Genomic DNA, 24,405 nt, shown 5'->3' on the forward strand with positions numbered 1-24,405 from the left:
TGGATGAGCCGGGAATCGACGAAGGAGCGCGCGTGAGAACTGGACGTGAAGACCGGTCCGATGGCGGCGTCTTCGATACCGTCGTCGCGGATGCGTGGGAGCAGTTCGAGACGAACCTGGCATCGAAGGTCGCCGCGCTGACCGTCGGGACGTACATCACGATCACGTCGGCGCAGGCGTCCCACGGTCAGCGAGGTCAGCGTCCGTACGTGGACGTGGTCGCCGTCGATGCGGACCAGACTCTCGGCGTCGCCTCGCTACCGTCGTACCTGTACCCGGATGCACCGGCCATCGAGATGGTCGACCGCCGATTCCACGGACTCGGATGGTCGGAACCGGGCAGACCGACCGTCGACGGCACGGTGATGGACTACGTGCTCGACGTCGCACCCGATGAATCCGATCTCCTAGTCACCTTGACGGTGGCCACGTTCCGCGAGGTGTGGAACGTTCCGCATCCGTCGTTCCTCAGCGCGTGGAGGGTCGGGCAGAACGGCGAACAGGACGGTCCGGTCTCACTCGCACATCCCACCGTCCCGCCGACCCCCGCACGCGACGCCGAACCGCCGGTCGGTCTGCGCTCACTACACGCCTGGTGCGAGGTCGTCGGTGCGCGCGTCGATGCAGCCACTGTCCTAGCGGTCTGCGGTGAGGACGATCTCGACGAACTGGCCCGCCGCGCCCTTGTTCACGCCGACAACTGCGCCGCTCGATCCGCACACTTCTCGCGCAACGGTGAACGCACCGCGTCGCGGGTGTGGTGCAAGCTAGCTCGATCCTGGAACGACACTGCCATCAGCCTCCGCGGTGCCGTCACCCAATCCGGAAGTGCACTGTCACGGGAGGATCGTCCGGCGAAGTCCACTGGCTCGTAGAACCTGCCGATCAACTCCTGCACGCACGGCGTCCTCGGTTCCGATGATCCGCACGTGCCGCCGCGCCCTGGTGATGGCGGTGTAGAGAAGTTCCCGGGTCAGCAGCGACGATGCTTGTTCGGGCAGCATGACCGATACGGTGTCGTACTGGCTGCCCTGGCTGCGGTGGATGGTCATCGCGTACACCGTCTGCACCGAGGACAACACGTTGGGATGGACGAGTAACGGCTGGGCTCCACGCTGGAATGCTGCCATGAGCGCCCCGTCTCCGACGTCGACGATCACTCCGGTGTCGCCGTTGTAGATGCGAGCTTCATGGTCGTTCGCGGTGACGAGCAGCGGCTGGCCCGGGTACCACTGAGCCGGATCCAGAAACGCCCCCGACGACTCGCCCACCCATTCCATCGCCCGTCGCGCCCAGGCCTGAACTCCGTATGGCCCCTGCCTGTGCGCACACAGCAACCGATGCGTTTCGAGCCCGGCGAGCGCTTCTGCAGCCAGCCCTGCACGAGCTGCAGACGTCACGGTCGACGCAGCGCTGAGGATGTCGGAGTGGAGCGCATCGAGATCGGTGGGCGCGTGAAAAGACAGTTCTTCGGTATCGGCACGAAGCAGCTGCATCGCTCGATCCGGATCACCGTCGCGGACCGAGACGGCCAATTCGGCAATGGCTCCCCCGAACCTCCTGCCACGGCTCAGTCGTACGACTCCGCCCCCGAGCCTGGATTGCTCCTTCGGCGACAGTGCAGTCTCGTTCGGGTCGTCGCGTGCGTCCAGGTCGCCGCCGACCAGCGTGACGAGGTCGGGGCTCACGGTACTGCGTACAGGTCGCGCAACAAGATCGGCCAGCACTGCACCCGCGTCGACCGAGGTCAACTGATCAGGATCGCCGACGAGAATCAATCTCGTATCCGCGCGGACCGCTTCGAGAAGCCGACACATCATCGTCAGGGACACCATGGACGTCTCGTCGACGACGATCACGTCGTAGGGCAACCGGTTCGACGCGTTGTGCCGGAACCGGCTCTTGCTGCCTCGCTGCCAGCCCAGCAGCCGATGCAGCGTCATCGCAGTAAGGTTCGAGGGTAAACCGAGTTCCGCTGACTGGTCTGTCACCGACTCCTGCAGCCGCGCAGCGGCTTTACCAGTCGGCGCGGCCAGCCCGATCCTGATGGACGGACCCAGTTGCTCGACGAACATTGCCAGTACGCGAGCGACCGTGTGCGTCTTACCTGTTCCCGGACCGCCCGCGATGACGGTCGTCCATTGCGTGGCCGCCAGCGCCGCCGCTATGCGCTGACGGTCCGGAACAGCCGTCGGTCGATTGGAGCCATCCACGAACAGGGAATCCAACAATGCCCGAACCGCTGCCGTATCGACCTCGGGTCGGGTGCCCTCGCGCGTATCCAACACCGTGCGGATGGTTCGTTCCTGCAGGAAATACCGGTCGAGGTAGAGCAACTCGCCTTCGTCGGTGTCGACCAGCCGAAGCGGCCTGAGTGGACCGCGCTGTCCGCCGACGACGAGCGGACTGGCGCGCAACGCTGCCAGCACGTCGGCGAGTTCCGGCCAAGGAAGAGCGTCTACGTCGACATCGGATTCCTCGTCGACCGTCACATCTCGAAGGCGCCGCAGATCCAGGCATACCGAGCCCGACCTGACTGCTCGCACGGCCAGAGCGGCGGCAAAGAGCACATCCTCGTCCGTCTCGCCACCGAGGGCGCCGAGCCTGAGCGCGACATGCACATCGGCAGCGGCGAGAATTCCTGCACCGTTGAAGACCCCGAGGCGACCCCGAGCACGCTGAACCAACTGCGCGTCGATCATGCAGGCTCCACTCCGGCTAAGAGGTCGGATACGTCGGCCACCAGTTTCGCCGGCGGGTACCAATCGAAAACTCCGCAGCCCGAAGGTGTTTCAGGACCGACCATACCGCGCACGAAATGGTACTGAACGCCACCGAGATGGTGCTCGGGGTCGTAACCGGGCTGGCGCCACCGCAAGTAGCGATGCAGTGCCACCGCGTACAGCAATGCCTGCAGCGGGTAGTGCGAGCGCAACATTTCCTGCGCCATGCGTTCGCGAGTGAAGTGCATGACGGTGAGGTCTCCCCTGGACAATCTGTTGGTCTTGTAGTCGACAATGACGTACTTCGAGGTTCCGTTGCCGGTGATGTCGTCATCCGTGGTGTCGCTGTCTGTGGTGTCGCTACTAGGGCTTCCACTGATGGGAATGCGCAGTACGGAGTCGATGCTGCCGGTGAGATACCCACGCAGTGGCTGAGATTCGAGGTTCTCCAGTTGGTCTGCGTACGACCGCAGAGAATCGTCGGCCGGTAGATGCTCGCGCAGAAGTCGCGCGATTCCGGTGAGCATGACGGCGTGCGCGACAGGGTGTTCTCCACCGGCGAGCGGTAGCTCGAAGTCCAGTTCGGCCAGGTGATCGTTCGGTGAGATGTCGGCGAGCGTTCCGAAACCCAAGGGCGTCTTCAGCACTGGCATCAACGCATCCGCCAGCGCCTGGGGTTCGATGTCGGCCAGTCGTTCCTCGATCGCCTCGGTGCATCGTGCGAGCAACTCCGCGCCCAGATTCTCCGCCGCGGTGTCGAGATGCTCGAGTACTTCGTGCACGAGAGTTCCGAACGCGGCCCCGGCGGGAAGGCCGTTCATCGGTGACGGTATGCCCGCCAGCACATCGTCGACAGGAGGTGCCTCCTTCGGTTCGTCGTCCTTCTCGGGACGCTCGGGTTCACTGGTGACGCCGGGCCCGTCGTGTGCGGAGGCGGTCAGCGCCGAATACGACGTCCGACGCCACAGCATGTCGAGGGATCTGCCGAACGTTGCGGCTTCCAGCTTCGCCCCCGCGTTGTGAACGTGCTCGGGTATCGGTCGCGGACGCACAGCGCCGCCGGGTTCGACCGAGATCAGGCCACCTGCCGGGGACGCCCATGCCTCGAGCTGCCGGAGGGATACCGCGTCCTCGGGTACTTTGATCTTGTCCTCGGGCGCTGCGGACCCCAGTGCACGTCCGAAGAGCAACCGATGCAGTGGTGATACAGCAGTCGAGTACGACGGGGCCCACCACAAGACCACCTGGCACTGAGCACGGGTCAGCGCGACATACAGCAACCGAAGTTCTTCGCCTGCTTCTTCTGCATCTCGGACAATCTTTCGCGCAGCGTATCCGTGGCCGGTCCGACCGCCGACGTCGAGAACTCGCCTGCCGTCCTCGTCGTGCAGCAGCAGCGTGCTCGGATACGGGTTTTTCGACGCGTCCCACGCGAACGGCACGTAGACGACGGGAAATTCCAGGCCCTTGCTCGCGTGAACCGTAGCGATCTGCACGGCAGCGGCATCGCTGTCGAGGCGCCGGCTCCGATCGGCGACGCTGCCCGAGGCAGGATCCTCGACGCGATCAGCCAACCATCTCGTCAACGCGCTCGGCCCGAACGACTCCTCGACGGACGCACGATTGAGCAGTTGTGCGAGATGGCGTAGGTCGGTCAATTGGCGCTCGCCCGAGCGGTATCCGAGCAGTCGAGCTTCGAGGCGGGAATGCGCAGCCACCTTTTCGAACACTGCAGCGAAACCGGCCTGCGCGAACAACACGGCGTACTCGCGAAAGAGGGTACTGACTTCGGCTACAGCGTCGTCGCCTCGCTCGTCGAGAGATTCCGCCGTGAACCCGAGCAACGGGGTCAGTGCCGCAAGCCGTATGCGGTCGCCTCGGTGAGGTTGCTCGAGCGCTTGCAGGAACCAGAGCCACTGCAGCGCACTTGGCGTCTCGAACACGCTCGAACCGCCTGCGAGGACCGAGGGAACGCCTGCTCGATCGAGCGCTTCGCGAACGAGTGCGATCTGCGCACGGGTGCGCACGAGCACGGCTACGTCACCCGGTGTCACCGCGGAATCACGGGCTGGCAGAGCAAGTCTCGTGTCGGACTCCAAGAGATCGACGATGTCTGCGGCGAGATCGTCGGCGACTCGATCCCGCAGCGGCCCCACTGCGGGAAATCCGGATTTGTTCAGGGGTCCTGCCCCGGTTCGGGGCAGAACCCTCAGGCGAAGCGGCGGTCTTTCGGACATTCGTGAGCCGTCGTGCGTGGATCCCACCGGGTGCGCCACGATCTCGTCGTGACCCAATGCTGCACCGGCGTATACGCTTTCGAGTGCCCTCAGAAGTCCGGCGTCACTGCGCCAATTGGTGGTCAGCTCGAGGTGTCTGTCGGCGAGCGCGACAGCGTCGAGGTAGCTGAGGACCTCGGCGCCGCGGAAAGCGTAGATCGCTTGCTTGGGGTCACCCACCAGCAACAGTGTCGATGTTCCGTGAAACGCTCGGCGCAGAATGTCCCACTGCAGTGGGTCTGTGTCCTGGAATTCGTCGACGAGGACGACCTTGAAACGGTCCCGCACGCGAACACAGGCGGCTGCGCCGTGCACTGGGTCGGTCAGAACTCCGTGCAACAAACTCAACAGATCGTCGAAATCGCGCACACCCGAGGATCGCTTGCGGCGCTGCACCTCCTCGCGCGCCTCGGTAGCGAAGAGCACGCGGTGTCCGGCTTCGGTCTCCTCGCTGGGCTCGGGCACGAGTTGCGCTTGGCGATCGCGCACCGCTTCACGCGCCACCTGCCTGGCATCGGCCGGTCCGATCGGCGCTCCGAATTCCGAACGTCCGTACCGGCGCAGGTAAATATCGTCGGCGACTTCGTTGGTCACGTCGTCGACGGCTTCGACGAGAGTTACTTCGGGTTCGCGCTCGCCCGCGATGCCGAGGCCGTCGAGCATGCGTTGACAGAAACTATGCGTGGTGGCGATGGTTCCGGAGTCGAACTCCGACAGCGCACGGGCCAACCGAGCACGCCGCAGAGCCACCTCGCTCTCGGACGCGGCAGACAAATATGCGACCAATGGATCGGAGCTACGGATTGTCGGGTTTCCCAGCGCGGCTTCGACTTCGGCGAATCTACTTCGAGTGCGCTCACGAAGTTCCTGGGTCGCGGCACGGGAGAAGGTGACAAGCAGCAACTGCGACACCTCGGCGATTCCCTCGGCCACATACCGAGTTGCCAGGCCCACGATGGCGTAGGTCTTGCCCGTTCCCGCGCTGGCTTCGAGCACGGTGGTACCGGCCGGCAGCGGACCGAGAAGGTCGAAGTCCGTCACGGTTGCCCCTCGGTCTCAGCGTCCAGCAGCGGCACCCAGAGGGTGCGTGCAACGGTTCCGAACATCGTGCTCTCGTCTGACCATCTCGGGAAATGTTCGGGGACGTCGATGCCGGAGACAGCGGCGAACGGTGCGCCCTTTCCGTGAACGTAGACGATGCTTCGGTCGTGAACGTCGCCGAACTTGTCGGACCACTGTTTCTCAGCGGCTTCCATCGACTCCTTCACCGGTGTACCTCGGTAACGTCGCTCTGCGTATACCGCCGACGCGGTCGGTCCGACAGGCAAGAGAGAAGCCAATCCTCGATCGCGGAGTTCGACCAGCCGCTCGAGCTGAGCCAAGGCGTCGACGGGAGCAGTGATGGTGGACCGCCACGCCGCGCGACGCCCCGAACCACGCCCCGTGGTGACCGCGCGCCACACGCGCGAATCATCCTGGCACTGTGCGGCCAGGAGGCGCACCCAGGCCGCCAGACGATGTTTCGGTGCAAGCCGCGAGTACGAGGTTCGAGCGATCGTCGCGCCGTGCACGCCGGTCACAGACCCGGTGACGCGGCGACCCGACGGCAACAGAACCGAGATGTCGAGCACGTCCGCTTGTCCTGCGTGCACGTCTCGAGATACCTCCACGAGCGCGTCGACGGCCCTCGTGATGTCCTGCAACTGCACCTCACCTAGCTTGAAGGGCGGCAGAGTCCCACGTCGCCATTCGGCTGCCCGGAAATCTGCAACCGGGGTTCCGCCCAACCTTTCGGCGAGCATGCGGTCGCCGATGTCCCATTTCTGCAGGCCGTCCAGCTCGACGGTCAGCGAATCCGAGACGTCGTCGCCTGCCTCGGGGATACGGACACCGAGGCGCTGTCTGAGGAACGCCGAGATCGGATGCTCGACGAACGCGATCAGATCGTTCAATTCGACGTCGTCATGCGCCGCCGGGGGCAGGGGCGAGGCGAGAAGGGCCGGCATCGGAGCAAGTTCTCGCTCGGTTGCGCGCGCCCCCGCGAGAGCGGCGCGGTCGTAGCTGAACGGCTCCGCTGGATCGAAATTTCGAGCGTCGAACGGCTGCAACGCATGTCGTGTGACGATGTCGGCGTCGGCCGTGGTGCGGACGACGTCGAGCAGTTCACTCAGCGGGATGGCCGGGGGCTTGACGGCACCGCTCACCGGGTCTGCCCCCGTGTAGAACAGCAGCAGCTTCTCGCCGGCCGACATGACGGCGTCGAGCAGCAGTTGTCGGTCCTCGCTTCGCACGTCCCGCTCCCCCGGTGCCGGATCACGGCTCAAGACGTTGTCACCGTCCTCCGAACCTGCGCGGGGAAACACCTCGTCGTCCAGTCCGAGAAGAACGACGATCCGATGCGGCACCGAGCGCATCGGCACCATTGTGCATACCGTCAGCTCACCGGTTCTGAAGTTTGCTCGGGACGGGCGGCCGGCCAGCGCTTGCGTGAGCATCGCACGGACGTCGGCCAGTTTCAGTTCCGATCTGCCGCCGTGACGAGTCGCCTGCTCGATTTCCCGAAGTGCCTGCGCCCGCTGCCATGCATCGGCCGTACTGGTGTCGGTCAAGAGATCGAGTGCACGCACAAGTGCGGTTCGCCATTGCTCGACAGTCTGCGGGCCTTGCAGATCGCGGACGACCACGGCCAGACGATCGACGAGCTCTGCGAGACGTCCGGTGAGGTCGATGTCGTTGCTGTCGACGTCGTCGACCGGCAGCGCGAGATCGAGCCATTCATGGGCTGTTTCGTCCGCGGCGACACCGAGCAGCAATCGATCCATAGCAAAATTGAACGTGTTCTGCGCAAAGTCCCCGAGACCGAATCGACTCCGCTGCCGTGAGTTGATTCCCCACCGGGCGCCGGACACCTGAGTCCATTCTCGAAGGCGTTCGAGATCGTCGTCACCGAATGCGAAGTGAAGCCGGACCGGTTCGGACGCAGCGAGATCCAGGACCTGGCTTGCGGTCACGCGCCCCACGGCGAGTTCGAGGACTGTCGCCACTACCGCGAGGAGCGGATTGGTTCGCCTGAGCCCCCGATCGGCAAGTCGGACCCTCAGCTCGTGACCCGGGTGCCCGAGTCCGCGCTGACCGAAGGCCGCGCGAATCAGAGGTGCGTACGTCTCTACATCCGGGCACATAACGAGGACATCCCGCGGTTCGAGCGTTGCATCGTCGTCGAACAGGTGAAGCAGGCACTCACGCAGCACCTCGACCTGCCGCGCCGGGCCGTGGCAGGCGTGTACAGCGATCGTTCCGTCCGGCTCTGCGGATCGGATCGGCGTTCTGGCCTGCGCTATATCCGACTGGATGTGTCCCAGCAGCGTCGAGGGGCGCGTGGTCTCGGGCGCCACCGTGTAGACGGTGTCGACGGGCAGGCCCAAGATTCGAGTCTGGAGTTCGCGTACGTCGCGGGCAAGACTGGACAACAGCGGATGCTCCAGCAGGACCGCAGACTGATCGTCGTGACGTCGGACAGCAGGCGTGCGGCCGGCCAGTAGGTCCCACATCGGTTCACTGGGGTGCGGGATCCACATATGTACTTCTCGGTGGACGGCGAGCGCCGAGACGACACGCAACTGATCGGTGGTCATCCTCGTGGCGCCGAATATCGACAGCCGCTCGGGCAGGTCCGCGAGGATACCCGGATCCCCCTCCAACGCAGCGCAACTCGCATCCAACCTCTCCGCTGGACTCGGGTGTGCGATGCGCATCCGAAGTGCGCGCCACAGGTCCGCCTGCCACAGTAGGTCGTCCGCAAGTGCGCCACCCAGGCCGTCGGTGTTTCGCCCGTCGGCCCAGTCGACCAGCATGCCCGGCCGGTCCGCACCGTACGCTCGGAAGAGATCGGCGAGATGCGCTGCGGTGGACCATCGTCGACCTGCGCGGTGGTCGTCTTCACCGTGCCCGAGATGTGCTGCGAGCACGGAGCACCACGGTTCGTTCATCGATTCGTCGACCAGAACGAGAATCGTCCACAACATCCGCCCGCGAGACCAGGGGTCGTCGGCGGGTTCGACCCCTTCGACGGCAGACAGGGCACGGTCGACGAGTGCTGCGGGCGAGGGAAATTCGATGTTGGCCGAGATGCCGTCGGTTCGGTCACCGTCGGCACCGAGCGACATCGACAAACGCTGCGTCAGCCACCGTTCCACGCCGCGTGCAGGAACAGAAACCACTTCGGAAGCGAACGGGTCCGTCAAAGGCGTCGCCAACACCTGCGACAATCCCGACGCCAGTGCATCCGCACGTGCGGCGCGATGAACCCTCAGCACCTTTGCGTCTCCCCCTGCATAGCTCACACGACCGACCGAACCACTTGACCCTACTCGAGCCACCGACAAATTCTCGGTGCGAGGCTCGGCACCGCATGTACGACGCAGTGGAGTCGGCAACGTGCTCGACCCATCGTGGGTCACCTCTCACCGACCCCGTGTTCACCCGTAAAGCATGAAATCGGTCCACGCGCGCCTGTGGTCGGTTTGTCCGGCTCATACTCGTCTGCAGTCGAGCGAGGACGGTGGACACGTTGAGTGCAGATGTATTGATTGCTGGTGCTGGACCGATTGGACTGACGGCCGCGATCGAACTTCGACGCCGAGGAATCGGCTGCCGGATCGTCGATCCGTTGACCGAGCCGCCCCAGTACGCCAAAGCGGTTGGGATACAGCCGCGCACGCTCGAAGTCTTCGAGAACATGGGCGTCGTGAAGACCGTTCTCGACGCGTCGATCATGATGCGAGGTCAAATCGCGTACGACGGCAGTACAGAAATCGGTCGAATGGACCTGAGCCTGCCATCCGATGTTCCGTACTGGTTCGCCATGCTCCCTCAGTACGAGACGGAACGAATACTCGCGCAGCGGCTGGCCGAATTCGGAACCACCGTCGAACGAGGCGTCGGCTTGGTCTCGTTCGAGCAGGACGACAGCGGCGTGTCGGCAACGTTGAGCGACGGATCGATCGCCCAGGTGCAGTACCTGCTGGGTTGCGACGGCGCCCACAGCGTCGTCCGCAAGTCGTTGGGGCTCACGTTCGAGGGCGGGGCATTCGCCGAGGGATACATGCTCGGCGACGTCGAGGTCGACTGGTCGTTGCCCGCCGGATACGGCATCCGGAGCAACCACAAGGCTGCCGACGGCACGGTCGACGACCTACTCGTCGCCATTCCCCTTCCCGGCCACGGCCGCTATCGATTGTCGATGCTCGTCCCTCCTGAATTGACCGCACCTCCCAGCGGTGGAGATGGCATCGTGCATGGATTCACGGGCGGGCCGGCGCCGGAACTCCACCACATCCAGGCTGTACTCGATCGGCTCGCACCCGAGCCGACGACGGCGTCGAATCTGCGATGGTCGTCGGTGTTCAAGATCAGTCACCGCATCGTCGACGCCTACGGCCGCGGTCGGGTGTTCGTCGCGGGCGACGCTGCCCACATTCACCCCCCGACCGGCGCGCAAGGCATGAACACCGGCATCCAGGACGCGCACAACCTCGCATGGAAGGTCGCGCTGGCAGTTCGAGGCGTCGCCGCGGCGGGCTTGACGGACACGTACGACGCCGAGCGCAGGCCGGTCGGCGAGGAAGTGGTCGGGAGGACCGTCGTCGATGCCCGCGAGGGAGTCGGTGCGCACGAAAGTTCGTTCGAGACGGCGATGCGACGTCAAGCGCAACTCCTGATCGCCTACCAGGAGGGACCGCTGGTATCCGCCGTCGACACGGCGTCGGGGACCGTTCAGCCGGGCGAGCGGGCACCGGACGCACGGGGGCTACGCCGCGACATCGTGGCTTTTCCATTTCGTTTGTTCGACCTGTTTGCCGGCGTGAACCACACACTCCTGCTGTGGTCGGACGGCTCGGTCGCCGAGTACGAGGAGTTGGCCGCCCAGGCAGTCCAGGCTGCACACGACCTGCTCGATGTGTATCTGGTGACATCCGAGCGGGCCGAGTCGACGCTGCCTTCGATCGTCGACGCCGACGGCGAGTTCCGTGCGGCGTACGGAATCGATGGTCCGTCGGCAATCATCGTGCGGCCCGACGGGTATATCGGTCACCGAGGGCTTCCCGTGTCGGCCGAGGTTCTTGCATATTTGAAGGGGACGTTCGCGTAGATCTACCCCCGCGTTGTACGGCTTCTTGGTCGAAGTACACACAACCAGGGAGTGAATTCACGGTGAGTTCGGCCGTTCCGCCAGGTCATCATCTGTGTAAGAAGCACTGCCTTCTCGTGAACTGGAGACGCTCATGGCCCTCGAACACGTACTCGCCGTCGTACCGGTGACGGACATCGACACGGCGAACGCTTGGTACGAAGCATTCTTCGGCATGCCCGCCACCAACAACCCGATGCCAGTACTCGTCGAGTGGAAGGTTGCGGATTTCGGTTGGGTGCAGGTGACCGTCGACGAAGCACGAGCCGGCTCCACGTTGCTCAATTTCGCCACCGACGACCTCGACGCTCAGGTCACCGAACTCGCCTCGCGCGGCATCGTCGCTGGCGAGATCGTCGACGCCAACAAGGGAGTGCGCTTGTCGACGACCACCGATCCCGACGGCAACACCATCACCCTCATCGGCGGATTTCGGGTCGACTACTGACCCCGTGGTCCGTCCGTCTCACGGACACGCGCTTTCGGCCCATGGAGCCAGGCCGAAGATCCGAAATCAGCTGGGGGTAATCTCCAGTAAGTGACTCCGCTCCTGACCTCTCGACGCTACGTCGACCTCCGTCTGCAGGCGAGTTCTCTCTGTCGCTGACCGATTCGTCTCGGCGACACATTCTCTGATTCGGGGACTTCCTCGGCTTATCTTCTTTTCGAAAGGCATGTCCATGTCTGCGCCCAGCGCTACCCGCACGTCCCGCATACCCACGTGGGCCAAGTCGTTCGGGCCCCAGATCGTCGCCGGGTTGATCCTCGGCGTCGTTCTGGGCCTCATCGCTCGATCGATGCCCGACGCCGCCGACGGCAACGAGAACTGGCTGGTCGGCACCGTCGCAACCATCGGCTCGAGCTACGTCAAGCTCCTCACCGTCGCGGTGGTGCCCCTCGTGTTCACCGCGATCGTCTCCTCGATCGCCAACCTCCGCCAGGTTGCGAACGCAGCCCGGCTGGCGGTCCAGACCCTGCTGTGGTTCGCCATCACGGCCTTCATCGCGGTGATCATCGGCATCGTCATCGGCCTCGTGACGCAACCCGGCTCGCGAACCGGTGTCGACGCAACAGCCGCCAAGGATCCGAGCAGTGTCGGATCGTGGTGGTCGTTCCTGACCGGCCTCGTACCCAACAACTTCTTCGCGCTCGGCTCGAAGACGTCTGTCACGACACAGGCTGCCGGTGACGGATTCGCCAGCACCGCAACATCTTCGCTGAGCTTCAACATTCTTCAGCTCCTCGTTATCGCCGCTGCCATCGGTATCGCAGCGCTGAAGATCGGCGACAAGGCGGAGCCGTTCCTCGCCTTCAACGCATCGCTTCTCGCCATCGTCCAGAAGGTCCTGTGGTGGATCATTCGGTTGGCACCCATCGGCACTGCAGCTCTGATTGCCAACGCTGTGGCGACCTACGGCTGGGATGCGATCGGCTCACTCGGAGTGTTCACGGTCGCGATCTATGTCGGACTGGCGATCGTGTTCTTCGTGGTCTACCCCATTATCGTTCGAGCGCATGGCCTTTCGGTCCGGCAGTTCTTCTCGGGTGTGTGGCCGGCGACCCAGCTCGGGTTCGTGTCGCGCTCGTCCATCGGTACGCTTCCGCTCACCGAACGGGTCACCGAGCGCAACCTCGGCGTTCCCCGCGAATACGCGTCGTTCGCAGTTCCCCTCGGCGCGACGACCAAGATGGATGGCTGCGCTGCAATCTATCCCGCGATCGCAGCGATCTTCGTCGCCCAGTTCTACGGTGTCTCGCTGACGTTCACCGACTACCTGTTGATCATCGTCGTCTCGGTCATCGGTTCGGCTGCTACCGCCGGAACCACCGGCGCCACCGTGATGCTCACGCTGACTCTGTCCACTCTCGGTCTTCCGCTCGCGGGCGTCGGACTGCTCCTCGCCGTCGAGCCGATCGTCGACATGGGCCGCACCGCCGTCAACGTTACCGGTCAAGCACTCGTGCCCACCATCGTTGCCAAGCGCGAAGGGATCCTCGACGAGGAAAGGTACAACGCTCCCCGAAACGGCGATCCTTTCAGCGACGACGAAGTCGAACCGACGGCTGCCAAAGAGGCTCAATTGTCCAGCTAGAGAGCATCTTTGCGCGCTTTGCGGCGTAGTCCACGACCTGAACCCCCTACACGAACGCAGTGCGTTCGAGTAGGGGTTCAGTGCCACGTGAGCATTGCGGCAATCACAGCCATTAGTCTGTCCACCATGGGATCCAAGGGACCGGCAAGTCGAGGACAGAAGCGCGCGGCCAAGACGAAGGCACGTCAGCGACGTCAGCAATCCACTCCGTCCTCACATCAACTCCCCACATTCCCGGCCGGCGTTCTCGAACATTTCGCCGAGTGGCTCGCCGATCGCGACATGGGCGAACATGCCGAGCGCGTCGTCGGTCTCGTACGCACTACCCTGACCCAGATCGACCGGGCCAATCCCGGATTCTCGGTGACGTCGTGGACCCCGAACGACGCGCATTTCATCGTCGACGCCGTGGAGCGCATCGAGGAATCCGACGAAGAGAACGGCGCGGCCGCAGCGACCAACATCGTCATCACGCTGCTCGAGTTCCTGACGTTTCTGGACGAGACCGATACCTGGACCGGCACCGACGAGGACTTCGCACACTGCATGGAAGACCTCACCGACTTCATCGACAACGACCCCGACGTCCTGGATCCCGAGGACATCGAATTGCCGGTCGTCACCGAGCAGGACGAGCTGGCCGCGCTCTCGGCCCTGCCGCTCGTACCTGGCGTCGAGGCCATCGTCGCGCGTGTCGGGACCGGGTCGAAGGTAGCCGACGTACCCGAACTCTCCTCGGCTCTCGCCGAGGACCACGACCACGACGCCTCGCCCGAGAACATCGTCCTCTTGGATCACTGGGCGGCTGCCATAGCCGCGGACGTGCTCGAAGTAGATGCCACTGACGTCGCCCCGGGACCTGCGCTCGACGGGTTCGGTACGCGCTCCGCCGAGGTCCTGCGTTCACTTCTCACCCATCACATCAGGCATCAACTCAGCCTGAGCGAGGTCGACGTGTCGATGGCGCTGTCCAATACGTTCGCTATCCAGACACTGCTCGCCGCAATGACCGAAGATCTACCCCTCGACAACGCCGAGGAGAACTACGACGGGCTCGAAGGCGAGGATCTGCGAACGGCTCAGCTGATCGACTATCGCATCAGGTCCCTTCAGGAGCAGGGCGTTCTGGTGCCGGTCGGCGACGCATTGTCGGTCCCGGACCCGTTGCGAGCAGCCGTGTTGGCCGGCATCGAGCTCGCCGAACCGTTCGGCGAACACGATCCCGAGGAATCGTTCTAGTCGGTTTGTAACGGCGGGGCCGTCGCCGCCGACATGGTGCTCGGATAACAGCAACGACCGTGGTGAACCAGTCCGCGACGGTCGATTCCCGCTTCGAGCCCCTCGGTCGATCTGCAGCAATCACCTGCGGTGCTCATGCGTCGCAATCGCAAGCCGATCCCGAGGAATGCCACTATGACCGACCCCTTCGCTCAGCCCTACGTCTTCCCCGGCGCCAAGCGCCCCGAACCTGCCCGACCCGTGCTCGCAAAGATTGCCGGTTGGGTCGGCCTTGTGCTCGGTCTTCTGATCCTGCTCTCGTCACTGATCACCTTTTCGATCGCGGGCATCGTGCTGGGGCTCTGTGCCGCTGCGGCTGGTGCGCTCTACTTGTTCGGCAAGCCGTCGCAGGGCCGGTTGATCTGGGCGACCCCAGCGGTCGCGACCATCCCTGCACTCATTGCTTTCGGGATCGCAAGTCCAACCCCCGAACCCGAGAGGCCCGCCCCTGCCGCATTCGCGGCGCCCGCGATCGCCGAGGTGACGACGTCGACGGCACGTCCCACGACGACCTCTGCTCGACCGACGACGACGCCTGCACCGACCACCACCGTCGCTCCAGCTCCCGAGACCGTCACCGTCTACGCACCGCCTCCGACCACCACGTCGCAGTACGTCCCGGCACCCGCTCCCGCCTACATTGCCGAGCCGGAGCCGGTGTACGTGCCGGAGCCGGTGTACGTGCCGCCTGCGCCGGTGGCTGTCGCCGAAGTTCCGTCGTCCGTGTCCTACGCGAACTGCACTGCTGTCAAAGCCGCGGGTGCAGCACCGATCTATGCCGGCGAGCCGGGGTACAGCTCCAAGCTCGACCGAGATGGTGACGGAGTCGCCTGCGAGAAGTAAGTGCGGCCCCCGTGCGTGCGTAATGACAGAGGGACGTAATTACGCACGCACCGCGTAAAGGGATCGGGAGCGGACGGTCAGCGCGTTTCGCGCCCGAACAGGGAGCTGCGGGCGAGCCTGCCCTGTTCGACGCCCGACCCCCTTTACTCAACACTGCGCTAAGCTCCGTTCGTGGCCGAGCACGCAAAGACCGAGACGGCACTGACGGACTACCCGAGGCCGTCGGTTGCAGTGGACGTGGCCGTGCTGACGGTTCGACATGACGCGCTTCGTGTAGTTGCTGTCCAATCCCCCAGGGGGCTTTCACTTCCCGGAACATTCCTTCACCCGGGAGAACGACTCGCGGAAGCTGCAAGACGTGCGCTCTCGTCGAAGGCCGGCCTTCAGGCCCTCGACTTTCACCAGATCGGGATGTTCGACGCACCGGACCGCGACGACCGCGGTTGGGTTCTGTCGATGGCCCACGGGTCGGTCGTACCGCACGAGTCACTCGCGAATTCGAACGACATCGTCGAGGTCGAGATCGAAGATGGCTCTGCCACCTCGCCGTTGGCGTTCGACCATGCCGAAATGGTGACCTTGTCGGTCGAGGACATGCGGCGACGATATGCAGCAAGCATCGACCCCGGGCGGTTGCTCGGGGATGCGTTCACCTTGCTCGAGCTACGCAAGCTGTACGAGGTCGTTTACGACCGGGAACTACCCAAGGACACGTTCCGTAGGCATGTGTCCAGCGCGCTCGAAGGAACTGGAGACACGTCCACGGCAGGCGGCGGCCGCCCGGCAGAAATGTACCGGCGAAAGACCGAAATATCCCTACCAGAGTCGGCCGCAGTACTCTTCAGAGCCTAAGTCAACAGTCTGGCAGTCGCGTCGACGATGGTCATGCGCGTTCTCCCGTGATGTCGGCGGCCAATGCGACCAGATCGTTTCCGTCCAGTGTCGGATAGCCATGGAGCTTCGCGCGCCAGCGGTCCGGTACGGCCGATGCTCCCCAACGTGCGCCGACCAACCCGCCCGCTATTGCTGCAGTGGTATCAGTATCGCCGCCCGCGAGCACACAGCGCTCGAGAGCCAAGACCACGTGGTCCGGTCCGTCCTGACCGGCCCCGAAGATCGCCCACCACGCAGTCTGCAGCGCGTGCACCACCCAGCCGTTGTTGGCGAAGTCCGACGGCGTTCCCTGCTCGGCTTGGTCGATCAGTGGAGCCCAGAAATCTCTGGACTCCGCCGTGTCCAGCCAGAGACGAACTCCGTCGAAAGTTCCACACAGGACAGCGTGTCTGATTGCATATGACCACAATTGGCAGGCTTGACCTGCACGAGGATCCGAGTGGGTCAGTTCACTGATCACCAGCGCAGCGTCCATACACCGGTTGACATCGTCCAGGTAGGCGAGCGCAACGGGCGCCGTGCGCATGAGTGATCCATTTCCTCCGGTGCGTCCGGTAAGGCCCGCCGCCCGCCGCGTCATCTCCGCAGCCGATCGACTCCGGTAGCCCAGCACTGCCCGTGTCTGATTGCCGATATCGGCAGGTTTCGTGTCGTACCAGGAAACGAAGTTCGCTGCGACCGCATCGAGCCCGGTACCGGAGCCGATGTCGACACCGCCTCGCGCAGCCAATGCAACTGCCGCCGCCATCGACGTGTCGTCCGTCCACTCTCCCGGAGCCCAATCGAAGGGTCCTCCCCCGATCATGTCGACGACGGTGTCCGCCGACGGATGAGTGAACTCGTAACCGGCGCCCAGGGCGTCACCTGCTGCGGTACCGAGCAGTACTCCAGCGGCACGGTCGATCTGTTCGTTGCTCAAGTTCATGGAACTCCTTAGCTCGTTTCTGCGCTTACCTTAGCGCACATTCGAGCAATGGTCGAAATCGCAACTCCTCTCTGGTCGACATGGGCGCAGGCGACCGATTGCCCCGCCCAGATCCGACAGACCGCCCGAGGCAGAGGAGTTGAATTCAGGAAAATTCCTGATTGGCTTCCATTTGGTGATACTTCGAGTTACATTAACTCTATGTTCGCACCACGTAGGGAGAAGCGATGACAACGACGTCAGTAGCCAAGGCGCGCGGGATCGACACCGACGCGGAGACCGAGCAGTACGACGCGGAGACCGAGCAGTACAACGAGACTCTGCGGCTTCTGTCCGAGGGATCGGTGCACAAGCATTTCGATCCTTATGTGGACATCGACTGGGAATCCCCGGAGTTCGAGGTCACCCCGAACGATCGACGCTGGATTCTTCCGTCGAAGACCGATCCGATCGGCAGCCACTCCTGGTATCAGGCGCTGCCCGAGGACAAGCAGATCGCAATCGGCATGTGGCGCCAGGCCAACGTGGCGAAGGTCGGCCTGCAGTTCGAGAACATCCTCATTCGCGGAATGATGCAGTACGTCTTCTCCCTGCCCAACGGCGATCCGGAGGCGCGCTACTGCACCCACGAATCGGTCGAGGAGTGCAACCACACTCTGATGTTCCAGGAGATGGTCAACCGCGTCGGCGCTGATGCACCCGGGATGAGCCGCCCGATGAAGATGCTCTCCCCCATCATTCCACTGTTCGCGACGCTGACGCCCGAACTGTTCTTCGTGGGAGTCCTTGCCGGCGAGGAGCCCATCGACCACATCCAGAAGTCGGTGCTGCGGTCCGGCGAAGAGATTCACCCGATCATGCAGGGCGTCATGGCTATTCACGTTGCCGAGGAAGCACGCCACATTTCATTCGCGCACCAGCTGCTGCGTCGACGCGTCCCCAAGATGTCCAAGGTCGGTCGGTTCTTCCTCTCGCTTCTCTTTCCGATCACCATGCGAATCCTGTGCGACGCCATCGTCATTCCGCCGAAGAAGTTCTGGCAGACATTCGACATCCCGAAGTCTGTCAAGGACGACTTGTTCTGGGGTTCAGAGGAAGCGCAGCACACCTTGCAGGACTACTTCGGTGACGTGCGCATGCTTGCCACCGAAACCGGAATGATGAACCGCGCGGCGAAGCTCGTGTGGAAATTGTGCGGAATCGACGGCAAGGCATCACGTTTCCGCAGCGAGCCCGACCGCAGCTCCGCCCAGTTCGCTGCCTGATCTCCCTCCCTCACAGCGCCAGTTATCACCACAGCAGCGCCTGCCGTCAGGAATCCGTCATGCCCCACGTAGTCACTCAATCTTGTTGCAGCGACGCGTCATGTGTCTACGCGTGCCCCGTCAACTGCATCCACCCGACTCCGGACGAACCGGACTTCCTGACGGCAGAAATGCTGCACATCGACCCGGCGTCGTGTGTCGACTGCGGCGCTTGCGTCTCGGCGTGCCCAGTCGATGCCATCGTCCCGAAGTCCAAACTGACCGAGTCACAGCTTCCGTTTCTCACGATCAACGCCGACTTCTACAAGCAGGAACGACCGAAACGACCTCTCCTGGCGCCGGTGTCACCTGCACCCACCGTCACCAAAGAACGTCAGCCGCTTCGAGTCGCAATAGTCGGATCCGGTCCATCAGCCATGTACGCAGCGGACGAGTTGCTCACTCAGCCCGGTGTGAAGGTCGACGTCTACGACAAGCTCCCTCAGCCACATGGCTTGGCGCGACTGGGTGTCGCCCCCGATCACGAAAAGACCCGTCAGGTCTCGCGCTTGTTCGACCAGATCTCCGCGCAGGCCGGATTCGAGTTCCACCTCGGAGTGGAAGTCGGTAAAGACGTCACCCACGAACAGTTGCTCGAGAATCATCACGCCGTGATCTACGCCGTCGGCGCATCTCGCGATCGTGAACTGACGATCCCCGGAGCAGACCTCCCCGGCCGTTCCTCCGCAACGGATTTCGTCGCGTGGTACAACGGCCATCCGGACCACGCGCACCGTCGCTACGACCTCTCCCACAAGCGAGCGGTCGTCATCGGTAACGGCAACGTCGCGCTCGACGTCGCCCGGATCCTTACCATCGATCCAGATCGTCTCGTTGGCACGAATGTTCCCCCGCACGCGCTGAAAGCGTTGCGAGAGTCGAACATCGAGGAAGTGCTTGTCGTCGGTCGCCGCGGTGTTGCACAGTCGGCGTTCACCGTTCCCGAGTTCGCCGGATTGCTGGCAACACCCGGTATCGACGTTTCGATCCTCCGCGACGAAATCGTTCTGGACGCGGCAACCGTCGCGCTTGCAGAGACGAACGATCTGCCTCACGCCGTCGCTCAGAAACTTCAGCTGTTGCGTCGCGTCGACAATGTCCCGGGGACCGATCACAAGCGAATAGTTCTACGTTATTTGCTGTCTCCCACGCGAGTACTCGGCGAGACTGCTACGACGGGTATCGAATTCGCCAGAATGTCGCTCGACACAGCCGCTGACGGGTCGATACTGAGCGTCCCCACTGGCGAGACAGAGACTGTCGAGACCGGGCTTGTCCTGACATCGATCGGCTACAAGGGCGTAGCACTCGCGGGCGTTCCGTTCGACGACCGACGCGGCATCATTCCCAATCGCGACGGTCGTGTTCTCGACGCCGCCGGTGGCGAACCGGTTCGCGGGACGTACGTCACGGGCTGGATCAAGCGCGGACCGTCGGGGTACATCGGCACCAACAAGTCGTGTGCGCAGGGCACCGTGCTCAACCTCGTCAGCGACTTCAACAAGGGCGTGTTGCCGGACATCGAACTCGCGCCCGAGCGTAGGCGCCGCTGGCGCATGTGAACGAAAATACATAGGGCACTATGTATTTTCGTTCACATGCGGTGGAGCAATTTCAGTCCGGAATCATGTCGAACGTGTCGGGATTCGGGCCGGTCCGGCCTTCCTCGCCCTTGTCCAGCGCCGTGATTGCATCTATGTCGGATGCGCTGAGTTCGAAGTCGAAGATGTCGAAGTTGGCCTTGACTCGGTCCGGCGTGACGGACTTCGGGAAGATGATGTCACCGCGCTGCAGATGCCAGCGCAACACGACCTGAGCAGTCGACTTTCCTGCAGCCGACGCAATCTTCTCGATCGCCGGATCGTCGAGCACCTTGCCCTGAGCAATCGGCGACCACGCTTCGACCGCGATGGCGTTGTTCCTGCTGTAACTCCGGGCTTCTTCGTTGACCAGGTACGGATGGACCTCGATCTGGTTCACCGCAGGAACCGTGTCGGTCTCCTTGGCCAATCGCTCCAGATGAGCGGGCTGGAAGTTCGACACACCGATGCTGCGGGCACGCCCGTCCTTCGCGAATTCTTCGAGCGTCTTCCACGTCGAGACGAAATCACCGTCGTAGCGAGTCGGCAGCGGCCAGTGAATGAGAAACAGATCCACGTAGTCGGTGCCGAGGTCCTTCAGGGTCTGCTCGAACGCCTGGCGAGCCTTGTCCGGCTCGTGAAACCCATTGTTGAGCTTGCTTGTGACGAACACGTCGGCGCGGTCGACCCCGGCGTCGCGGATGCCCTGGCCAACTTCCTTCTCGTTGCCGTACATCTCGGCGGTGTCGATGTGCCGGTAGCCGATGTCGAGGGCGGTCTTCACAGCATCGGCGGTCTTGTCCGGGTCGATCTGAAAAACGCCGAATCCGAGCTGCGGAATCGTCTGACCATTGTTCAAAGTGATGGTGGGTACAACGCTCACGAGTGTTGTCATCTCCGTTCGGTAATCGAGTAGTCGCTCTCGGGTACCCGCGGCACGGAGATCTACACGTCGGGCGAACGTGTCGGTGCCTCTTGGTACAAATTCCCGGACACCGATGCTCCAGCACCCCCTCACTGGTCGTCGAACCGAAACTTGGACGAGGGGACCCATGAACGTTCACCAGTTGAACCGAACCATCGACGCCGAATCACTGATGCGCGCTGCAATGGCGCTGGCAGCCGATCCCGCAACCTCGCGTGGCGCACTCGGCAGAGTGGTCGACCAGATTCTGCAGCTGGAGTCGAGTGGGTCGTCGCTCGGTCTGGACAGCAAGTGCGTCGACTACGCGGACTCCGTTCTATCGGACACCTTCGAACGCGGATGGCAGCCAGCCGAGCTGGTTCACGTAGTCACCCGGCGCGTCGACAAGACCGCAGTCCCGATGCTCGAAGCCATGATCGGCTCGCACTCGCGAAGAACGCTTGCCCTGTCGAGCGCACCGCCCGAATGGCGCTGCCAGTTACGTTCACTCGCAATCGATCCCAGCACCGATCTCATTCGACATCGCCGAACCAGTAGGATTCATCCCCGGACATTTTGGACGTCGCTGTTTCGCCTGTTGGTACAGCTCAGGTACATGGGGTCGATGACGATCATCGCTCCCCCACCATCCAGGTGGGTGACCGGCGCAACCAAGACCACCGGTCAACGTCCGGATCCGAAGGTACTGACCAAGATTCGCGGCCTGTTGGCGAAAGCCGAGTCGACCACGTTCACCGAGGAATCCGACTCGCTGTCGGCCAAGGCTCAGGAATTGATGACGCGATATGCGATCGACAGCGTAGTCCTCGACGCGACCGAGAGCTCGAAGTTCGACGAACACGTCGTGACGAGGCGAATCGTGGTCGACAATCCCTACGCCGATGCGAAGATGCAGTTGATGTCGAGTGTGGCGCACTCCAACGGCGCTCGAACAGTGCGATACCGGAAGCTTGGTCTCTACAGCATCACCGGTCTGCCGATCGACCTCGATTTGTGCGAACTTCTGTACACCTCACTGCTCGTGCAATCGGCGCAGGCACTCGCCCACGCTGGTGTCGACTCTGCCACTCGGAGCAGGGGTTTCAGACGCGCCTTCCTCTTCGGGTATGCATGGAGGATCGGCGAGCGTCTCACCGAGGCGCGCGCACGAGCGGATCGAGCGGCAGGCGAGTCGTACGGACCCTCGCTGGTACCGATACTTGCCGAACGGGACCGCGCGGTCACCTCGGTGTTCGATGACCTTTTCCCGGACCTCGTCTCGAGCACGATCTCGGTATCCAACCGAGGTGGGGTCGCTCAGGGCAGGTTGGCTGCGGAGCGCGCAGATCTGACCGGTGGGCGCGAGACGATCGAGGATTGAAGTCAGTACGCCGACGCCTCTCCTGTTGGAACGATGCCGTGATGGAGCTCGGCGACGTCGGGGTGAGCACGTGTCCGCGACTTCCAAGCGTTCTCTCCGTAGGTCGAAAAGATCGGATTGGTCGGATCGGTTTCCACGCCTCGCGACCGCGCGGCGAGCTCTTCCGGTAGCTCGATGATCGGAATCACCTCGTCCAGAGCAGGATTGAGGAAGAAAGGAATCGACACACGATCGGCGCCGGGTCTGGGAGCAAGGACCCGGTGCCGAGTTGCGCGCAGATATCCTTGCGTCGCCACTTCGAGCAGCTCGCCGATGTTGACGATGAAAGCCCCTTCGACGGGAGGTACGTCGATCCATTCGTCGGGACCCAGTTCGACTTGCAGCCCCAGCGAACCTGGTTCGACGAGAAGGAGCGTCAAGACACCCGAATCCTTGTGCGCCCCGACTCCCTGAGGGTTCTCGGCGCTACCGGGATAGCGCACCACTTTCATCAGCGTCGCGGGGTAGTGAGCGAAGGCCTGGTCGAACACGTCCTCGGATGCCCCGAGCGCACGCGCCCATTGACGCAACAGCCGTAGGCCGACATCGGACAGTTCGTTCTCCCATGCCTCGAATGCTGGTTGCAACCGCGGCAGTGCCGACGGCCACAGATTGGGACCTTGGAGGTTCCAGTACCCGTCGGCATCGGCGATGGCTTCACGCTCGGGACCGATGTCGATCTGCTCGCGCCAGTCGACGGCACCGTTGGTCAGTTCGCCGCCCAGCCGCGAGTAGCCACGAAAGTGACGACTTTTCAGCTGCGAAATCTCGTTCTTGCTTGCGTCGCTCAGCGTGAAGAACTGGCGCGCGAGTCCAAGTACCTCGGTAATTCGGCCGCTTGGTACCCCATGACCCACCAGGTAGAAGAAGCCGGACTCGTGACCGGCGGCCAAAAGTTCTGCGCGAAAGGTGTGGGGTTCGGTGTCGGCTCGCGCCAAATCGAGTACCGGAAGCATGCATTCCAGTATCGGCAACTGGCTACACGAACGCCACCGTTTCCACCATCACTTAGCCCTTGCGCTAACTGTTCACCGACTGATACTTTGCCTTATGGCTCAGTATTCGAACCTGCTCGACGATGTCTTTCAAGCTCTGTCGGACCCCACACGCAGAGCCGTCGTCGACCGGCTCGGACGAGGACCGGCCAGCGTGAGCGAGCTGGCCGAACCGTTCGACATGGCGTTACCTTCGTTCATGAAACATGTCCGAATGCTCGAATCCGGCGGACTGATCACCACACGCAAAGTGGGACGAGTTCGGACGTGCACCCTGCAGCGATCGCCGCTCACCACCATCGAGGAATGGCTGCATCACCAACAACGAGTGTGGGAAGCACACACCGACCGCCTCGAACACTTCGTCACCTCACCCGTCGCACATCAGGAGGATCCCCTATGACCCAAACGACAGATTCCCAGCTCGACCTCACCGTCTCGCGCATCATCAAAGCGCCGAGAGCGCGGGTGTGGGCAGCCTGGACGACACCTTCACAGCTCGAGCAGTGGTGGGTACCCGCGCCTGCGCGTTCCAGAGTCGTCGAACTCGATCTCACCCCCGGTGGTTCGTTCCTCACCGAAATCAGCGAGGGCGGTGGGGAATTCGGTCCACACATCGCTGGTTGCTTTCTCGCCGTCGATCCGCTGGAGCGGATCGTCTTCACCAATGCGCTCGTGTCCGGTTGGCGTCCAGCCGAAAATCCGTTCATCACCGCGTCCATCACGTTCGCCGAGCACCCCGAAGGCACCGAATACACTGCGCTGGTCAAACACAAGGACACGGCGGACGCCGCCCAGCACCGAGATCTCGGCTTCTACGACGGATGGGGAACGGTGACCGAACAGCTGGCCGCTCTCACCGAAGCTACTCACAGCGGTTAACGCCTACGTCCACATGCATAGCGGTCATGTCGCACCCACACGCTCGATCAGCGCCCTTAAGCTTGCGACGACAGTCCTAACTCTCGACATTCCGGGCC

18 protein-coding genes are annotated in these 24,405 nt (G+C 63.2%); 12 read left to right on the forward strand and 6 right to left on the reverse strand.

Annotated features, from left to right (window positions below; all coding sequences use genetic code 11):
• Window positions 1-32 precede the first annotated feature (32 nt).
• Complete coding sequence (locus tag D8W71_RS21585; RefSeq protein WP_153275410.1) at window positions 33-875, forward strand: TY-Chap domain-containing protein; 843 nt, start codon at window positions 33-35, stop codon at window positions 873-875.
• On the opposite strand, the gene recD is transcribed toward D8W71_RS21585, so the two are convergent.
• Genes recD through recC form a run of 3 tightly spaced genes read right to left on the reverse strand, consistent with a single transcriptional unit; the run spans window position 837 to window position 9,315 of the window.
• Window positions 837-2,702: an exodeoxyribonuclease V subunit alpha gene (recD, locus tag D8W71_RS21590; protein ID WP_121116424.1), complete on the reverse strand. Its 1,866-nt coding sequence runs from the start codon at window positions 2,700-2,702 to the stop codon at window positions 837-839. The two genes, D8W71_RS21585 and recD, sit on opposite strands and share 39 nt — an antisense overlap.
• On the reverse strand, window positions 2,699-6,040 hold the full coding sequence (locus D8W71_RS21595; protein WP_121116426.1) for a UvrD-helicase domain-containing protein: 3,342 nt from the start codon (window positions 6,038-6,040) through the stop codon (window positions 2,699-2,701). Before D8W71_RS21595 ends, recD begins: the two co-directional genes overlap by 4 nt.
• Window positions 6,037-9,315: an exodeoxyribonuclease V subunit gamma gene (gene recC, locus D8W71_RS21600; RefSeq protein WP_121116428.1), complete on the reverse strand. Its 3,279-nt coding sequence runs from the start codon at window positions 9,313-9,315 to the stop codon at window positions 6,037-6,039. Before recC ends, D8W71_RS21595 begins: the two co-directional genes overlap by 4 nt.
• Before the next feature lie 254 nt (window positions 9,316-9,569).
• Between recC and D8W71_RS21605 the strand changes: the two genes are divergently transcribed.
• The 6 genes from D8W71_RS21605 to D8W71_RS21630 all read left to right on the forward strand — a co-directional run bounded on the left by D8W71_RS21605 (window position 9,570) and on the right by D8W71_RS21630 (window position 16,255).
• Window positions 9,570-11,150, forward strand: coding sequence for an FAD-dependent monooxygenase (locus D8W71_RS21605; protein WP_121119731.1), 1,581 nt, complete (start codon window positions 9,570-9,572; stop codon window positions 11,148-11,150).
• A gap of 133 nt (window positions 11,151-11,283) precedes the next feature.
• Window positions 11,284-11,637, forward strand: coding sequence for a VOC family protein (locus tag D8W71_RS21610; protein WP_121116430.1), 354 nt, complete (start codon window positions 11,284-11,286; stop codon window positions 11,635-11,637).
• Window positions 11,638-11,869: 232 nt separating this feature from the next.
• Window positions 11,870-13,282, forward strand: coding sequence for a dicarboxylate/amino acid:cation symporter (locus tag D8W71_RS21615; protein WP_201265158.1), 1,413 nt, complete (start codon window positions 11,870-11,872; stop codon window positions 13,280-13,282).
• A 126-nt stretch (window positions 13,283-13,408) separates the two neighbouring features.
• Window positions 13,409-14,521: a hypothetical protein gene (locus tag D8W71_RS21620; protein ID WP_236077549.1), complete on the forward strand. Its 1,113-nt coding sequence runs from the start codon at window positions 13,409-13,411 to the stop codon at window positions 14,519-14,521.
• A 174-nt stretch (window positions 14,522-14,695) separates the two neighbouring features.
• On the forward strand, window positions 14,696-15,403 hold the full coding sequence (locus D8W71_RS21625; protein WP_121119735.1) for an excalibur calcium-binding domain-containing protein: 708 nt from the start codon (window positions 14,696-14,698) through the stop codon (window positions 15,401-15,403).
• A gap of 171 nt (window positions 15,404-15,574) precedes the next feature.
• Complete coding sequence (locus D8W71_RS21630) at window positions 15,575-16,255, forward strand: NUDIX hydrolase (RefSeq protein ID WP_121116434.1); 681 nt, start codon at window positions 15,575-15,577, stop codon at window positions 16,253-16,255.
• A 31-nt stretch (window positions 16,256-16,286) separates the two neighbouring features.
• On the opposite strand, the gene D8W71_RS21635 is transcribed toward D8W71_RS21630, so the two are convergent.
• Window positions 16,287-17,222 (reverse strand): ADP-ribosylglycohydrolase family protein, encoded by a 936-nt coding sequence (locus D8W71_RS21635; protein ID WP_121116436.1) that lies wholly within the window; start codon window positions 17,220-17,222, stop codon window positions 16,287-16,289.
• Window positions 17,223-17,449: 227 nt separating this feature from the next.
• On the opposite strand from D8W71_RS21635, the gene D8W71_RS21640 reads away from it, so the two are divergent.
• Together D8W71_RS21640 and D8W71_RS21645 are read left to right on the forward strand one after the other, a co-directional pair.
• The gene (locus D8W71_RS21640) at window positions 17,450-18,487 is read left to right on the forward strand and encodes an AurF N-oxygenase family protein (protein ID WP_236077550.1); all 1,038 of its coding nucleotides are present in this window, start codon (window positions 17,450-17,452) and stop codon (window positions 18,485-18,487) included.
• A 59-nt stretch (window positions 18,488-18,546) separates the two neighbouring features.
• Window positions 18,547-20,088 carry an FAD-dependent oxidoreductase gene (locus D8W71_RS21645; protein WP_201265159.1) on the forward strand — a complete coding sequence of 514 codons (1,542 nt, stop codon included), beginning with the start codon at window positions 18,547-18,549 and terminating at the stop codon, window positions 20,086-20,088.
• Between the two features lie 52 nt (window positions 20,089-20,140).
• Here D8W71_RS21645 and D8W71_RS21650 read toward each other — a convergent pair whose 3' ends face one another.
• Window positions 20,141-20,989: an aldo/keto reductase gene (locus D8W71_RS21650; RefSeq protein WP_121119739.1), complete on the reverse strand. Its 849-nt coding sequence runs from the start codon at window positions 20,987-20,989 to the stop codon at window positions 20,141-20,143.
• A 169-nt stretch (window positions 20,990-21,158) separates the two neighbouring features.
• Here D8W71_RS21650 and D8W71_RS21655 point away from each other — a divergent pair, with 169 nt between their 5' ends.
• A complete protein-coding gene (locus D8W71_RS21655) occupies window positions 21,159-22,391 on the forward strand; it encodes a DUF2786 domain-containing protein (RefSeq protein ID WP_121116440.1) in 1,233 nt (410 codons plus the stop codon).
• 2 nt (window positions 22,392-22,393) lie between these two features.
• Here D8W71_RS21655 and D8W71_RS21660 read toward each other — a convergent pair whose 3' ends face one another.
• Window positions 22,394-23,386: an isopenicillin N synthase family dioxygenase gene (locus tag D8W71_RS21660; RefSeq protein ID WP_121116442.1), complete on the reverse strand. Its 993-nt coding sequence runs from the start codon at window positions 23,384-23,386 to the stop codon at window positions 22,394-22,396.
• 94 nt (window positions 23,387-23,480) lie between these two features.
• On the opposite strand from D8W71_RS21660, the gene D8W71_RS21665 reads away from it, so the two are divergent.
• A complete protein-coding gene (locus D8W71_RS21665; RefSeq protein WP_121116444.1) occupies window positions 23,481-23,828 on the forward strand; it encodes an ArsR/SmtB family transcription factor in 348 nt (115 codons plus the stop codon).
• A complete protein-coding gene (locus D8W71_RS21670) occupies window positions 23,825-24,307 on the forward strand; it encodes an SRPBCC family protein (RefSeq protein WP_121116446.1) in 483 nt (160 codons plus the stop codon). The genes D8W71_RS21665 and D8W71_RS21670 overlap by 4 nt, the downstream gene beginning before the upstream one ends.
• Window positions 24,308-24,405 lie beyond the last annotated feature (98 nt).

Source organism: Rhodococcus sp. P1Y, assembly GCF_003641205.1.
Classification (GTDB): Bacteria; Actinomycetota; Actinomycetes; order Mycobacteriales; family Mycobacteriaceae; genus Rhodococcoides.